Annotated in this window: 11 protein-coding genes; 10 read left to right on the top strand and 1 reads right to left on the bottom strand. The window is 69.0% G+C overall.

Annotated elements, in window-relative coordinates:
- Positions 1-15 precede the first annotated feature (15 nt).
- The 6 genes from bamB (at position 16) to ACFONC_RS05545 (ending at position 7,357) form a co-directional block, all read left to right on the top strand.
- Positions 16-1,197 (top strand): outer membrane protein assembly factor BamB, encoded by a 1,182-nt coding sequence (gene bamB / locus ACFONC_RS05570; protein WP_386742719.1) that lies wholly within the window; start codon positions 16-18, stop codon positions 1,195-1,197.
- 181 nt (positions 1,198-1,378) lie between these two features.
- Entirely contained in the window at positions 1,379-2,791 is a 1,413-nt protein-coding gene (der, locus tag ACFONC_RS05565) for a ribosome biogenesis GTPase Der (RefSeq protein WP_386742718.1), read from the top strand.
- A gap of 150 nt (positions 2,792-2,941) precedes the next feature.
- Positions 2,942-3,535: a molybdenum cofactor guanylyltransferase gene (mobA, locus tag ACFONC_RS05560; protein WP_386742717.1), complete on the top strand. Its 594-nt coding sequence runs from the start codon at positions 2,942-2,944 to the stop codon at positions 3,533-3,535.
- Between the two features lie 9 nt (positions 3,536-3,544).
- Positions 3,545-4,771, top strand: coding sequence for a molybdopterin molybdotransferase MoeA (locus tag ACFONC_RS05555; RefSeq protein WP_386743074.1), 1,227 nt, complete (start codon positions 3,545-3,547; stop codon positions 4,769-4,771).
- 113 nt (positions 4,772-4,884) lie between these two features.
- Positions 4,885-6,024 carry a molybdopterin-synthase adenylyltransferase MoeB gene (gene moeB / locus ACFONC_RS05550; protein WP_386742716.1) on the top strand — a complete coding sequence of 380 codons (1,140 nt, stop codon included), beginning with the start codon at positions 4,885-4,887 and terminating at the stop codon, positions 6,022-6,024.
- A gap of 184 nt (positions 6,025-6,208) precedes the next feature.
- Positions 6,209-7,357, top strand: a complete 1,149-nt coding sequence (locus ACFONC_RS05545) for a DUF2272 domain-containing protein (protein WP_386742715.1) — start codon at positions 6,209-6,211, stop codon at positions 7,355-7,357.
- 88 nt (positions 7,358-7,445) lie between these two features.
- Here the strand turns inward: ACFONC_RS05545 and ACFONC_RS05540 are convergent, their stop codons facing one another.
- Positions 7,446-7,760 (bottom strand): DUF1244 domain-containing protein, encoded by a 315-nt coding sequence (locus tag ACFONC_RS05540; protein WP_386742714.1) that lies wholly within the window; start codon positions 7,758-7,760, stop codon positions 7,446-7,448.
- Between the two features lie 65 nt (positions 7,761-7,825).
- Here ACFONC_RS05540 and folD point away from each other — a divergent pair, with 65 nt between their 5' ends.
- The 4 genes from folD (at position 7,826) to ACFONC_RS05520 (ending at position 12,542) form a co-directional block, all read left to right on the top strand.
- Positions 7,826-8,701: a bifunctional methylenetetrahydrofolate dehydrogenase/methenyltetrahydrofolate cyclohydrolase FolD gene (gene folD / locus ACFONC_RS05535; protein WP_386742713.1), complete on the top strand. Its 876-nt coding sequence runs from the start codon at positions 7,826-7,828 to the stop codon at positions 8,699-8,701.
- A gap of 111 nt (positions 8,702-8,812) precedes the next feature.
- Positions 8,813-10,270, top strand: coding sequence for an IMP dehydrogenase (guaB, locus tag ACFONC_RS05530; protein WP_386742712.1), 1,458 nt, complete (start codon positions 8,813-8,815; stop codon positions 10,268-10,270).
- Positions 10,271-10,339: 69 nt separating this feature from the next.
- The gene (gene guaA / locus ACFONC_RS05525) at positions 10,340-11,968 is read left to right on the top strand and encodes a glutamine-hydrolyzing GMP synthase (protein ID WP_386742711.1); all 1,629 of its coding nucleotides are present in this window, start codon (positions 10,340-10,342) and stop codon (positions 11,966-11,968) included.
- 148 nt (positions 11,969-12,116) lie between these two features.
- Positions 12,117-12,542: a YciI family protein gene (locus ACFONC_RS05520; protein WP_386742710.1), complete on the top strand. Its 426-nt coding sequence runs from the start codon at positions 12,117-12,119 to the stop codon at positions 12,540-12,542.
- Positions 12,543-12,566: the final 24 nt, after the last annotated feature.

The following is a 12,566-nucleotide window of genomic DNA, read 5'->3' as shown; positions in this document are numbered from 1 at the left end:
CCGATGAACCATACGATGACCACGACCCGCAGCAGGGCCGCACGCGCGGCCGGGGTGCTGCTGTGCGTATTCGCACTCGCCGGCTGCAGCACGATCAAGGGCTGGTTCGACGGCAAGGACAAGGACAAATCCGCCGAGCCGTCGGAACTGACCGAATTCGCGCCCACCGCGACCGTCACCGAGCTGTGGTCCGCCAAGGCCGGCAAGGGCGAAGGGCTGCTCGGCGTCCGCCAGGCGCCGGCCATTGCCGATGGCCGCGTTTACGCGGCGGCGGTCGAAGGTGGCGTGCAGGCGTTCGACCTGCAGACCGGGGCCACGCTGTGGAGCTTCGATTCGGACCTCGCACTGTCCGGCGGCCCCGGCGTCGGCGACGGGCTGGTCGTGGTTGGCAGCCTGGAGGGCGACGTGATCGCGCTCGATGCGGCCACCGGCGCCGAGAGGTGGCGGGCCAAGGTTGCCAACGAAGTCATCGCTGCGCCTGCGGTCGGGCAGGGCATGGCTTTCGTGCGTTCCAACGATGGCCGCGTCACCGCGTTCGACGCGGCCACCGGCGAGCGTCGGTGGTTCTGGGCCCATGACATGCCGCTGCTCACCGTTCGCGGCAACGACGCACCGTCGCTCGGCCCGGGCTATCTGTTCGTCGGCAACGACGACGGCACCGTGACCGCGCTGGCCGTGGCGGACGGCCATGAAATCTGGAGCCAGGTGATCGCCCAGCCCGACGGGCGCACCGAACTCGAGCGCATGGCCGACGTCGACGGCACCCCGGTGCTGGACGGCGCGACCCTGTATGCCACCAGCTTCAAGCGCCAGACGCTGGCGATCGAAGCGCCGAGCGGGCGTCCGATCTGGGCGCACGACAGCGGCGGTCCGGGCCGGGTCGGCATCGCGCCGGACCGCGTCGTGGTGACCGATCCCGACGGCATCGTCTGGGCACTGGACAAGAACAGCGGCAGCGCACTGTGGTCGCAGCCGGCAATGGCGCGCCGCAGCCTGACCTCGCCCGCGGTCCAGGGCAACTACGCGGTCGTCGGCGACTACGATGGCTACCTGCACTGGCTCAGCCTGGACACGGGCGAACTGGCCGCGCGCACCCGCGCCTCCAGGGACGCCCTGCGTGCTCCACCGGTCGTGGTCGACGGCATCCTCGTCGCCGAAGACACCGATGGTGGGCTCAGCGCCTATCGCGTCGAGTAAAGCCGGGTATGGCGGCGGGAATGGAGAATCGAAAAAGAAGCTCCCCACCGCTGGCCCCGTGAAGGCTTTCCGCCGACCTCATTACTACCGTCAACAAGGTTCAAGCATGGGAAACAGGTAGCTGGTGCAGTCGCGAGTCGCCATCGATTCCCGATTCCCGCTCTCAATCCCGGCCCCTCCCATGCTCCCCCTCGTCGCCCTTGTCGGTCGTCCAAACGTCGGTAAATCGACGCTGTTCAACGCGCTGACGCGTACCCGCGATGCGCTCGTTCACGACGAGCCCGGCGTCACCCGCGATCGCAACTACGGCGTCTGCCGGCTGGTCGAGGACCGGCCGTTCGTGCTGGTCGACACCGGCGGCATCGCCGGCGAGAACACCCACCTCGAAAGCGGCAATCTTGCCGGCGCCACCGCGCGCCAGGCCCGCGCCGGAGCGGAAGAGGCCGACCTGGTGCTGTTCGTGGTCGACGGCCGCGAAGGGCCTTCGGCGCTGGACGACGACATCCTGCGCTGGCTGCGCAAGGCTGGCCGGCCGACCTTCCTGGTGGTCAACAAGACCGACGGCGTCGACGCGCGCGCGGCGCTGGCCGAGTTTTCCCGCTACGGCTTCGACGATGTGTTCGCGGTTTCGTCCGCGCACCGGCAGGGCATCGATCCACTGCTGGAAAAAGTACTCGAGCGACTGCCTCCCGATGGCGACGCCGCCGTGCCGGACGACGATCCCGAACGCGTGCGCGTGGCCTTCGTCGGCCGTCCCAACGTAGGCAAGTCGACCCTGGTCAACCGCATCCTCGGCGAGGAGCGGATGATCGCCTCCGACGTCGCCGGCACCACGCGCGATTCGATTGCAGTCGATCTCGAACGCGACGGCCGCAAGTACCGCCTTGTCGACACCGCCGGCATCCGCCGCAAGTCGAAAGTGGACGAGGCGGTGGAAACCTTCTCGATCATCAAGACCCTGCAGGCGATCGAACAGTGCCAGGTCGCGGTGATCATGCTCGATGCCAGCGAAGGCGTGACCGAGCAGGACGCCAGCGTGCTTGGTGCGGTGCTCGACGCCGGCCGCGCTCTGGTGGTCGCGGTCAACAAGTGGGACGGCCTGAGCGACTACCAGCGCAGCCAGGTCGAGGCCCTGCTGTCGCGCAAGCTGGCCTTCGTGCAGTGGGCCGAAGCCGTGCGCATCAGCGCCAGGCATGGGTCCGGGCTGCGCGAGCTGTTCCGCGCCATCCATCGTGCGCATGATTCGGCCACGCGCAAGTTCAGCACGGCCGAGATCACTCGCGCACTCGAGATCGCCTACGAGACCAACCCGCCGCCGGTGGTGCGCGGCCACGTCGCCAAGCTGCGCTTCGCCCATCCGGGCGCCGAGAACCCGCCGACGTTCATCGTCCACGGCACCCGCCTGAAGACCCTCTCCGAGACCTATCGCCGCTATCTCGAGAACTTCTTCCGCAAGCGCTTCAAGCTCGTTGGCACGCCGGTGCGCTTCGTGTTCAAGGAAGGCGAGAATCCGTACAAGGACAAGAAGAACGTCCTGAGCGAGCGTCAGGTGGCGAAGAAGAAGCGCCTGATCCGCCACGTCAAGCGCAAGTAGGTCGGGGCTACGCCCCCGACGACGACGCGGCTCCAGCGCAGCCGCCGGCAGGAGGGGCGGCAGCCGCGAACCCCCGACGTTCCAACGCGGCGCGAAAGCTCGCGCCTGCCGCCGCTCCTGCAGGAATCGAGGACGGCCTATCCTGTCGTCATGACTGCACACCTCGTTCCCGCCCCGCACGACGGCATCACCCTCGGCATCCTCGCCGGCGGCCGCGCCACGCGCCTGGGAGGGCGCGACAAGGCCTGGCTGGAGCGCGCAGGCAAGCCGCTGGTGCTGGCGCTGGCGCAGCGACTCGCACCGGAAGTCGTCGCCACCCTCGTCAGCGCCAATCGCAACGCCGAGCACTACCTGTCGCACGGATTGCGCCCGATCCACGACCGCATCGCGGACATCGGCCCGCTCGGCGGGATCGAAGCGCTGGCCGCCGCATGCCAGACGCCGTGGCTGCTGACGGTGCCCGTGGACGTGGTCGACGTGAACGATTGCCTGGTCCGCAGCCTGCGCGCGGCCGGCCCGCGCGGCGCATGGGCCGAGGACGACGATGGCCCGCAGCCGCTGGTCGCGCTGTGGCGCGTCGAGATCCTGCGCATCGAGGCGGCGAAAGCGCTGGCGTCCGGCGGCGACTTCGCCGTACATGCACTGCAGGCGCGCATGGGGATGGCGCCTGTGCGCCTTGCCGGACTGCGTTTCGGCAACCTCAACACGCCCGACGACCTCGCCGTCGCCGGCATCACGCCCTGATCAGGACGGCTGGACATGTTCCCGACCCGCATTTCCTTCGACCAGGCGCGCACGATCATCGAACGCGTTGCGCAAGCGCACCGCATGCCGGTCGAACGCATCGCGCTGGCGCGCGCCCACGGCCATATCCTCGCGCGCGAGGTGATCGCCGGCATCGCGCAGCCGCCGTTCGACAATTCCGCCATGGACGGTTTTGCCCTGCGGCACGCGGACCTGGGTGGCGAAGCCGGAATCACGCTGCAACTGGTCGGCGAACAGTTCGCCGGACCCACGCTCGAGCTCGGCGTCGGTGCCGGCCAGTGCGTGCGCATCACCACCGGCGCGCCGCTGCCTGCGGGCGCGGACACGGTCGTGATGAAGGAAAACACCCGCCTCGAAGGCGATCGCGTCGTCATCCTCGCCGCGCCGAAGCCCGGCCAGCACGTGCGCAGGGCAGGGGAGGACTCGCGGGCCGGCGAACGCGTGCTCGAAGCCGGCGACACGCTGACTCCCGCCCGCATCGCGCTCGCCTCGTCGCAGGGACTGGCCGAACTCGAGGTCGCGCGGCGCCCCACGGTCGCCGTGTTCACCACCGGCGACGAACTGGTCGAGCCCGGCCTGCCGCTCGAGCCGGGCCAGATCTACAACTCCAACCGCGAACAGCTGATGGGCCTGCTGCGCGCCGACGGCCTGGAGCCGGTTGCGTGGCCGACGCTGCCCGACGATCCGGCGCAGGTGGAATCCGCGCTGCGCCACGCCGGCAATGCCTTCGACGTGGTGCTGACCTGCGGCGCGGTCTCGGCCGGAGAGAAGGACCACATTCCGGCGCTGCTGCAGGCACAGGGCGACGTGCATTTCTGGAAAGTGCGAATGAAGCCCGGGATGCCGGTGCTGTTCGCAAGCGGGGGCAGTCTCGGCGACGCGCTGTTCCTCTGCCTGCCGGGCAACCCGGTATCGGTGCTGGCGACGTACCTGGCGCTTGGGCGGCCACTGCTGGACCGGATGCAGGGCAGGGCGGCGCCGCGCCCGCAGTGGCATGCGCGCCTCGCCGCGCCGTGGAACAAGGTGCATGAGCGGCTCGAGTTCCTGCGCGGGCGACTGCGCTCGTGCGCGGATGGCAGCCTGGAAGTCGAGCCGAACCCCGCCGATGGCTCGCACCGCATGCGTGCGGCCGCTGATTCGGACGCGCTGATCGTGCTTGGGGAGGGCGCGCGCGAGTATCCGGCCGGCGCGGTGGTCGACGTGCTTCCGTATTGATTCGTATTGCCCCGGGTTGACCCGCCGCGCGGACACCCGACCGGCGGTCGAACCCGGCGATGGAACACAGCGGTCCGGCCGACCACATCCACTTTTTCCGCGATAATCGCCCCATGGCGACTCCGGAAATCACTCCCCGCGAAGCACACTTGCGGCAATCGCAGGGCGCCGTGCTTGTCGACGTGCGCGAGGACCACGAGCGCGAGCTGGGCATGGCCGAGGGCGCGCGCGGCATCGCCCGGGCCGAACTCGAGGAAGACCCGACCTTCCACTTCGCCGACCACGATACCGAGCTGATGCTGATCTGCCAGAGCGGCGGGCGCTCGATGCTCGCGGCCGAAGTGCTGCAACGCCTTGGCTACCGCAACGTCGTTTCCGTGCGCGGTGGCACGCTGCGCTGGACCGCGGACGGCCTGCCGCTGACCCGGCCGGAGACGGACGTCGAGATCGACCACGACTTCCACGATCGCTATTCGCGCCACCTGCTGCTGCCGGAAATCGGCATGCGCGGGCAGCGGCGACTGGAGCTGGCGCGGGTGCTGATGATCGGCGCCGGCGGGCTCGGGTCGCCGGCCGCGTTCTATCTGGCCGCCGCGGGCGTGGGCCACCTGCGCATCGCCGACGACGACGTGGTCGACCGCAGCAACCTGCAGCGCCAGATCCTGCATGCCGATGCCGACATCGGCATGCCCAAGGTCGATTCGGCCGCGACGCGCCTGTCGGCGCTCAACCCGCGGACCGAAATCGAGACGGTGGCCGAGCGCGTGACGTCGGCCAACGTCGAGCGGCTGCTGGAGGACGTGGACGTGGTCCTCGACGGCGCCGACAACTTCCCCGTGCGCTACCTGCTCAACGATGCCTGCGTGAAGCTCGGCAAGCCGCTGGTGTACGGTGCGGTGCACCGGTTCGAGGGCCAGGTGAGCGTGTTCGACGCCGGTCGCCAGCGCGGCGTGGCGCCGTGCTACCGCTGCCTGTTCCCGGAGCCGCCGCCGCCTGAGGCCGCGCCCAACTGCAGCGAAGCCGGGGTGCTCGGCGTGCTGCCCGGCGTGGTCGGGATGCTGGAGGCCACCGAGGTGCTCAAGCTGCTGCTGCACGTCGGCGACCCGCTCACCGGGCGGCTGCTGCACTTCGACGCGCTGTCGATGCGCTTCCGCGAAACCCGGCTGCCGCCGGATCCCGACTGCCCCCTGTGCGCCCGCGGCCGCCCATTCCCCGGCTACATCGACTACGCCGCGTTCTGCAGCGGCGCCTGATTCCTCCTGGCACCCATGCCAGCGCGAACCCGGTAGGAGCGGCTTCAACCGCGAGCTCCTCCCTGGATATCGCAATCCAGAAGAACTCGCGGCTGGAGCCGCTCCCACGAGGTCGTCAAGACGTGAACGAACACGCCGGCCATCTGCATTACGCTGCGCACTGGTCAGCAGGATGCAGGCAGCAATGACGGCAGCCAACCTAACGAAACTCCTGCTCGCCTGTGCGTCATGGCTCGCGCTGGCCTTGCCGATACCGGCTGCCGCCGCCGACCCATGCCCCCTGCTGCGCGCGCAGACCGCATCCCCCGTGGTGGCCACGCGCATCGCCGCGGCGGCCTGCGAGGAGCACCAGCTCTGGTACCGCCCCTTCATCGACCTCGATGGCCACTACGCCGGCTCGCGCGTGCGCGAAGCGGAGACCGGCCTGCTCGCCAACGGCCAGCCGGCGTGGCTGCGGGTGGTGGAGTACTGGCGCGGCAGCGGCCTGCTGGGAAGCGCGGCCGGACGGCCGGGTGCGAGCGACTGCCGCTACGCCGGCATGAGCCAGTATGTCTCGCCGTCGTGCCGTGCGTTCGTGGTCGACACGCCGTGGTCGGCCGCGTTCGTCTCCTGGGTGATGCGGCGCGCGCAGGTACCCGGCTTCAATGGGTCTGCCAGCCACGTGAACTACGTGCGCGACGCCTACCGCGACCCGTCCGGCAACGCCTACCAGGTGGCCAATCCCGCATCCGCCCGCCCGCAGCCCGGTGACCTGCTGTGCTACGTGCGGGTCGCCTCGCGCATCTACGGCTTCGGTGGCCTGGCCGGACTGCTGAGCGGCAACGAGGCAGGGCTGGGCATGCACTGCGACATCGTGGTCGCAGCAGATCCCGACAACGACGGGATTGCCTACCTGGTCGGCGGCAACGTCCTCGACGGGGTGACGATGCGGCTGCTGCGGCTCACGCCGGGCGGCCAGTTCGCCGACCTGCCGATGCGCTCGGCGGGCGCGCCCGCATGTTCGCCGGACGCGCCATCGGCCTGCAACGCCAGTCGCCAGGACTGGGCGGTGCTGCTGCAGCTGCGGCCGGGGGCGCAGCTTGCGAGGCTGCCGGCGCCGCCGATGCTGGTGCCGTCCGGCAGTCCGCAGCCGCAGGCATCGCCGCAGTGCTGCGTGAACTGCGTGGTCGGCTCCGGCGTCCCGCGCTGCCCGGCCGGCACGCCCGCGCCCGTGCGTCCAGCGCCGATCCGACCCGCGCCAGCGCCGCCCGCCGCACCGGGCAAGTGCTGCGTGAACTGCGTGGTCGGCTCCAACATGCCGCGCTGTCCGGTGGGAACATCGCCAGCCCCGTAGGAGCGGTGGATGCCGCGATCGCTTGGTGCGCGACGGCTTCGCGGCTTTCCGCCGCTCCTACGAGGTGGGAGGCGGGAGGCGGTTGCGCTCAGCCCTTGCCCGACTGCAGCGCCGCGAAAGCAGCCAACTGGGCTGGCGTCGCCTCGCGTTGGTGCCTGTCCTTCCACTGCGGGAAGGGTTCCCCGTAGACCGCTTCGCGCGCCTGCTCCTTCGTCAGCCCGATGCCGCGTTCGGCGGCAGCCTCGCGGTACCAGTCGGCAAGGCAATTGCGGCAGAAGCCGGCGTCGATCATCAGGTCGATGTTCTGCACGTCCGGCCGTTCGCGCATCAGGTGCGCGAGCAGGCGGCGGAATGCGGCAGCCTCGATGGCGGTGGTGTCGGCGGGAGTGTCCTGGTCGGTCATCGCGTTCGCGTCGAAGCGGGGGAATCGGGGACAATAGCGCTTTCGCCGCACCCAGGCCGCCGCGCATGACCGAACCGACCACCGCCCGCATCCTCGACGGCAAGGGGATTGCCGAGGACCTGCTCGACTCGCTCAAGGTGCAGGTCGATGCGCGCCTGGCGGCCGGCAAGCGGAGGCCGGGGCTGGCGGTGGTGCTGGTGGGCGGCGATCCGGCCTCGCAGTCCTACGTGCGCAACAAGCGCCGCGCCGCGCAGAAAGTCGGTATCCAGGCTTTCGACCACGATTTCCCGGATGGCGCCAGCGAGGCCGAGCTGCTGGCCCTGATCGACCGCCTCAACGCCGACCCGGCCGTGCACGGCATCCTCGTGCAGCTGCCGCTGCCGGGCATCCCCGACGCCACCCGCCTGATCCACCGCATCGACCCGCGCAAGGACGTCGACGGCTTCCATCCGGAGAACGTCGGCCACCTGGCGCTGCGCCAGTTCGGCCTGCGCCCCTGCACGCCGCGCGGCATCACTACGCTGCTGGCCTACACCGACAGGCCGGTGCGCGGGCAGAGCGCGACGATCGTGGGCGTGTCCAACCACGTCGGCCGGCCGATGGCGCTGGAGCTGCTGATCGCCGGCTGCACCACCACCGCTTGCCACAAGTTCACCCCGCCGGACGTGTTGCGCCGGCACGTGGGCGAGGCCGACATCCTGGTGGTGGCCGTCGGCCGTCCCGGGCTGATCCCCGGCGACTGGGTCAAGCCGGGCGCGGTGGTGATCGACGTGGGCATCAACCGGCTCGACGACGGCCGCCTGGTGGGCGACGTCGGCTTCGCCGAGGCGGCGCAGCGGGCCAGCTGGATCACCCCGGTACCGGGCGGGGTGGGGCCGATGACCGTCGCCACCCTGATGCAGAACACGCTGGAAGCCGCCGAGGCCGCGGACGCGGGCTGACGCCTTGGGCTCTCGTGGGAGCGGCTCCCACCGTGTTTCGATGGGCTCCGCCCCCTCCGGATCGCCCCGCATTCGCGATACAATGCCGTGCTTCACCCCACCGGCACTCCCATGCTGCGCATCCAGGCTGAAGCACTGACCTACGACGACGTTTCGCTCGTCCCCGCCCATTCGACTGTCCTGCCCAAGGACGTCTCCCTCGCCACCCGGTTGACCCGCGACCTGCGCCTGAACATGCCGATCATCTCGGCGGCGATGGACACGGTCACCGAATCGCGCCTGGCGATCGCAATGGCCCAGCTCGGCGGCATCGGCATCGTGCACAAGAACATGAGCGCCCAGCGCCAGGCCGAGGAAGTGGCGCGGGTCAAGAATTTCGAGGCCGGCGTGATCCGCGAACCGTTCACGGTCGGTCCGCAAACCACGATCGGCGAAGTGCTCAAGCTCACGCGTGCGCGCAACATCTCCGGCGTGCCGGTGGTCGACGGCGGGCAGCTGGTCGGCATCGTCACCGGGCGCGACATGCGTTTCGAAAGCAAGCTCGACGATCCGGTGCGCAACGTGATGACCCGCAAGGAGCGCCTGGTCACAGTGCGCGAGGGCGCAAGCGAAGAAGAAGTGCTGCAGCTGCTGCACAAGCACCGCATCGAGAAGGTGCTGGTGGTCAACGACGGCTTCGAGCTGCGCGGCCTGATCACCGTCAAGGACATCCAGAAGGCGCACGACAACCCCAACGCCGCCAAGGACGCCTCGGAGAGCCTGCTTGTCGGCGCCGCGGTCGGCGTGGGCGGCGACACCGAGAAGCGCATCGAACTGCTCGCCGCTGCCGGCGTGGACGTGATCATCGTCGATACCGCGCACGGCCATTCGCAGGGCGTGCTCGATCGCGTGGCCTGGGCCAAGAAAAACTACCCGAAGCTGCAGGTGGTCGGCGGCAACATCGTCACCGGCGACGCCGCGCTGGCGCTGATGGATGCCGGCGCGGACGCGGTGAAGGTTGGCGTCGGCCCCGGTTCGATCTGCACCACGCGCGTGGTCGCGGGCGTGGGAGTGCCGCAAGTGACCGCGGTCGACATGGTCGCCGAAGCCCTGCAGGACCGCATCCCGTTGATCGCCGACGGCGGCATCCGCTATTCGGGCGACATCGGCAAGGCGCTGGTGGCCGGTGCGTCGACAGTGATGATCGGCGGCCTGTTCGCCGGCACCGAGGAAACCCCCGGCGAAACCGAGCTCTACCAGGGCCGCAGCTACAAGAGCTATCGCGGCATGGGTTCGCTGGCGGCGATGGAGAAGGGGTCAAAGGACCGCTATTTCCAGGACAGCAGCGACGCCGACAAGCTGGTGCCCGAAGGCATCGAGGGCCGCGTCCCGTACCGCGGTCCGCTGAGCGGCGTCGTGCACCAGCTCGCGGGCGGCCTGCGTTCGACCATGGGCTACGTTGGCTGCGCGACCGTCGAGGAAATGCGCAGCAAGCCGAAGTTCGTGAAGATCACCGGCGCCGGCCAGCGCGAGAGCCACGTGCACGACGTGCAGATCACGAAGGAACCGCCGAACTATCGCGCCGGCTGACGCCGGCCCGCGGGATTCGGGATTGGGGATTCGGGATTGGCAAAGCAACAGCAGGAACTGAGAAAAGGCATGGCGAGCGTTTCCGAATCCCGAATCCCGGCTTCCAACAGCCGAACGGCTGGTCATCCCGAATCCCGGATTCATGACGACAAGCTCCTCATCCTCGACTTCGGCGCGCAGTACACGCAGCTGATCGCGCGCCGCATCCGCGAGCTGGGCGTCTACTGCGAAATCTGGGCCTGGGACCACGACCCGGACGAGATCGCGAAGTTCGCGCCGAAGGGCATCATCCTGTCGGGCGGCCCGGAGTCGACCACCGGGCAGTGCGCACCGGCCGCGCCTGCGCAGGTCTTCGACAGCGGCTTGCCGCTGCTGGGCATCTGCTACGGCATGCAGACGATGGCCAAGCAGCTCGGCGGCGAGACCGAAGCCGCCGATGCGCGCGAGTACGGCCATGCCGAAGTGACACTGGTCGCCGCCGACCGCCTGTTCGAAGGGCTGAAGGACCACCCCGGCACGCCGCCGCGGCTGGACGTGTGGATGAGCCACGGCGACCACGTGTCGAAGGCGCCGCCGGGCTTCACCGTCACCGCGCGCACCGATCGCGTGCCGGTCGCCGCATTCGCCAACGACGACAAGCGCTGGTACGGCGTGCAGTTCCATCCCGAAGTCACGCACACCAAGTCCGGGCAGGACATGCTGCGCCGCTTCGCCGTCGACATCTGCGGCTGCGCGACGCTGTGGACGGCCGCCCACATCATCGACGACCAAATCGCGCGCGTGCGCGAGCAGGTGGGCGGGGACGAGGTGATCCTCGGCCTGTCGGGCGGCGTCGATTCGTCCGTGGTCGCGGCGCTGCTGCACAAGGCGATCGGCGACCAGCTGACCTGCGTGTTCGTCGACACCGGCCTGCTGCGCTGGCAGGAAGGCGACCAGGTCATGGCGACCATGGCCGAGCACATGGGCGTGCGCGTGATCCGCGTCGACGCGCGCGACCGCTATTTCGACAAGCTCAGGGGCGTCACCGACCCCGAAGCCAAGCGCAAGATCATCGGCAACCTGTTCATCGAGATCTTCGACGAGGAATCGGCGAAGCTGAAGAACGCCCGCTGGCTGGCGCAGGGCACGATCTACCCCGACGTGATCGAGTCGGCCGGCAGCAAGACCGGCAAGGCGCACGTGATCAAGAGCCATCACAACGTCGGTGGCCTGCCGGACAACATGAAGCTCGGCCTGGTCGAGCCGCTGCGCGAACTGTTCAAGGACGAGGTGCGACGCCTGGGCGTCGAACTCGGCCTGCCGCGCGAGATGGTCTACCGGCATCCGTTCCCGGGCCCGGGCCTGGGCGTGCGCATCCTCGGCGAGGTGAAGCCCGAGTACGCCGAACTGCTTGCGCGCGCGGACGCGATCTTCATCGACGAACTGCGCAAGGCCGACCTGTATGACAAGACCAGCCAGGCATTCGCGGTGTTCCTGCCGGTGAAGTCGGTCGGCGTGGTCGGCGACGCACGCGCCTACGAGTGGGTGATCGCGCTGCGCGCGGTGGAAACCATCGACTTCATGACCGCGCACTGGGCGCACCTGCCGTACGACTTCCTCGGCCGCGTGTCCAACCGCATCATCAACGAGGTGCGCGGCGTCTCGCGGGTGGTCTATGACATCAGCGGCAAGCCGCCGGCGACGATCGAGTGGGAGTAGTGCAATATGCCACAGCTTGTATCGTAGTAAATACAATAAATTAGCGTACTTTTCTCAAGATTTCATGAGCATTGTCGATTTTCCAGAACCTCGCTCGTCGTCCCGGTAAGAGGCGCCAATGGGGCGGGCTCAAACCAGGAGAGAGACGATGCGCGTCATGGTGTTTGTCAAAGCCACTGAAATCGGCGATATGAGCACTCCCACGCCCGAAGCGCTCGAGGCGTTCGAGGCAATGGACCGGTTCAACGAAGAGCTGGTCAAAGCCGGCGTCTTCGTTGCCGCAGCAGGCCTGAAGAATGGCGCGGAAGCGAAGCGGATCACCTACGATGGAACCGAGCTCGCAATCATCGACGGGCCGTTCACCGAGAGCAGGGAACTGGTCGCCGGCTTCGAGATTTGGGAGGTCCGGGACATGAAGGAAGCCCTGGCCTGGGTAAAGCGTGCACCGTTGACTGCGGACAGCATCATGGAAATCCTGCCGTTCTACGAGGCCGAAGACCTGACCGGGTTCGTGACGCCCGAGGAGCTGGCGACACCTCGTGGCGGAGAGCGCGGCAAGCTCGGCGTTGCCTGATGCGGTTGGCTGGCAACGTTGTCA

This window comes from Luteimonas soli, from assembly GCF_042648865.1.
Lineage (GTDB): Bacteria > Pseudomonadota > Gammaproteobacteria > Xanthomonadales > Xanthomonadaceae > Luteimonas > Luteimonas soli.
Note: the sequence above shows the minus strand (reverse complement) of the source record. Positions and strands in the feature narration are given on the sequence as shown.

Excerpts from the sequence above, each read along its gene's own strand:
- ACFONC_RS05540 (WP_386742714.1), bottom strand. The coding sequence starts at position 7,760 with ATGACCGACCAGGACACTCCCGCCGACACCACCGCCATCGAGGCTGCC.
- guaB (WP_386742712.1), top strand. The coding sequence starts at position 8,813 with ATGCTGCGCATCCAGGCTGAAGCACTGACCTACGACGACGTTTCGCTC.
- moeB (WP_386742716.1), top strand. The coding sequence starts at position 4,885 with ATGGCGACTCCGGAAATCACTCCCCGCGAAGCACACTTGCGGCAATCG.
- mobA (WP_386742717.1), top strand. The coding sequence starts at position 2,942 with ATGACTGCACACCTCGTTCCCGCCCCGCACGACGGCATCACCCTCGGC.
- guaA (WP_386742711.1), top strand. The coding sequence starts at position 10,340 with ATGGCGAGCGTTTCCGAATCCCGAATCCCGGCTTCCAACAGCCGAACG.
- ACFONC_RS05545 (WP_386742715.1), top strand. The coding sequence starts at position 6,209 with ATGACGGCAGCCAACCTAACGAAACTCCTGCTCGCCTGTGCGTCATGG.
- der (WP_386742718.1), top strand. The coding sequence starts at position 1,379 with ATGCTCCCCCTCGTCGCCCTTGTCGGTCGTCCAAACGTCGGTAAATCG.
- bamB (WP_386742719.1), top strand. The coding sequence starts at position 16 with ATGACCACGACCCGCAGCAGGGCCGCACGCGCGGCCGGGGTGCTGCTG.
- folD (WP_386742713.1), top strand. The coding sequence starts at position 7,826 with ATGACCGAACCGACCACCGCCCGCATCCTCGACGGCAAGGGGATTGCC.
- ACFONC_RS05520 (WP_386742710.1), top strand. The coding sequence starts at position 12,117 with ATGCGCGTCATGGTGTTTGTCAAAGCCACTGAAATCGGCGATATGAGC.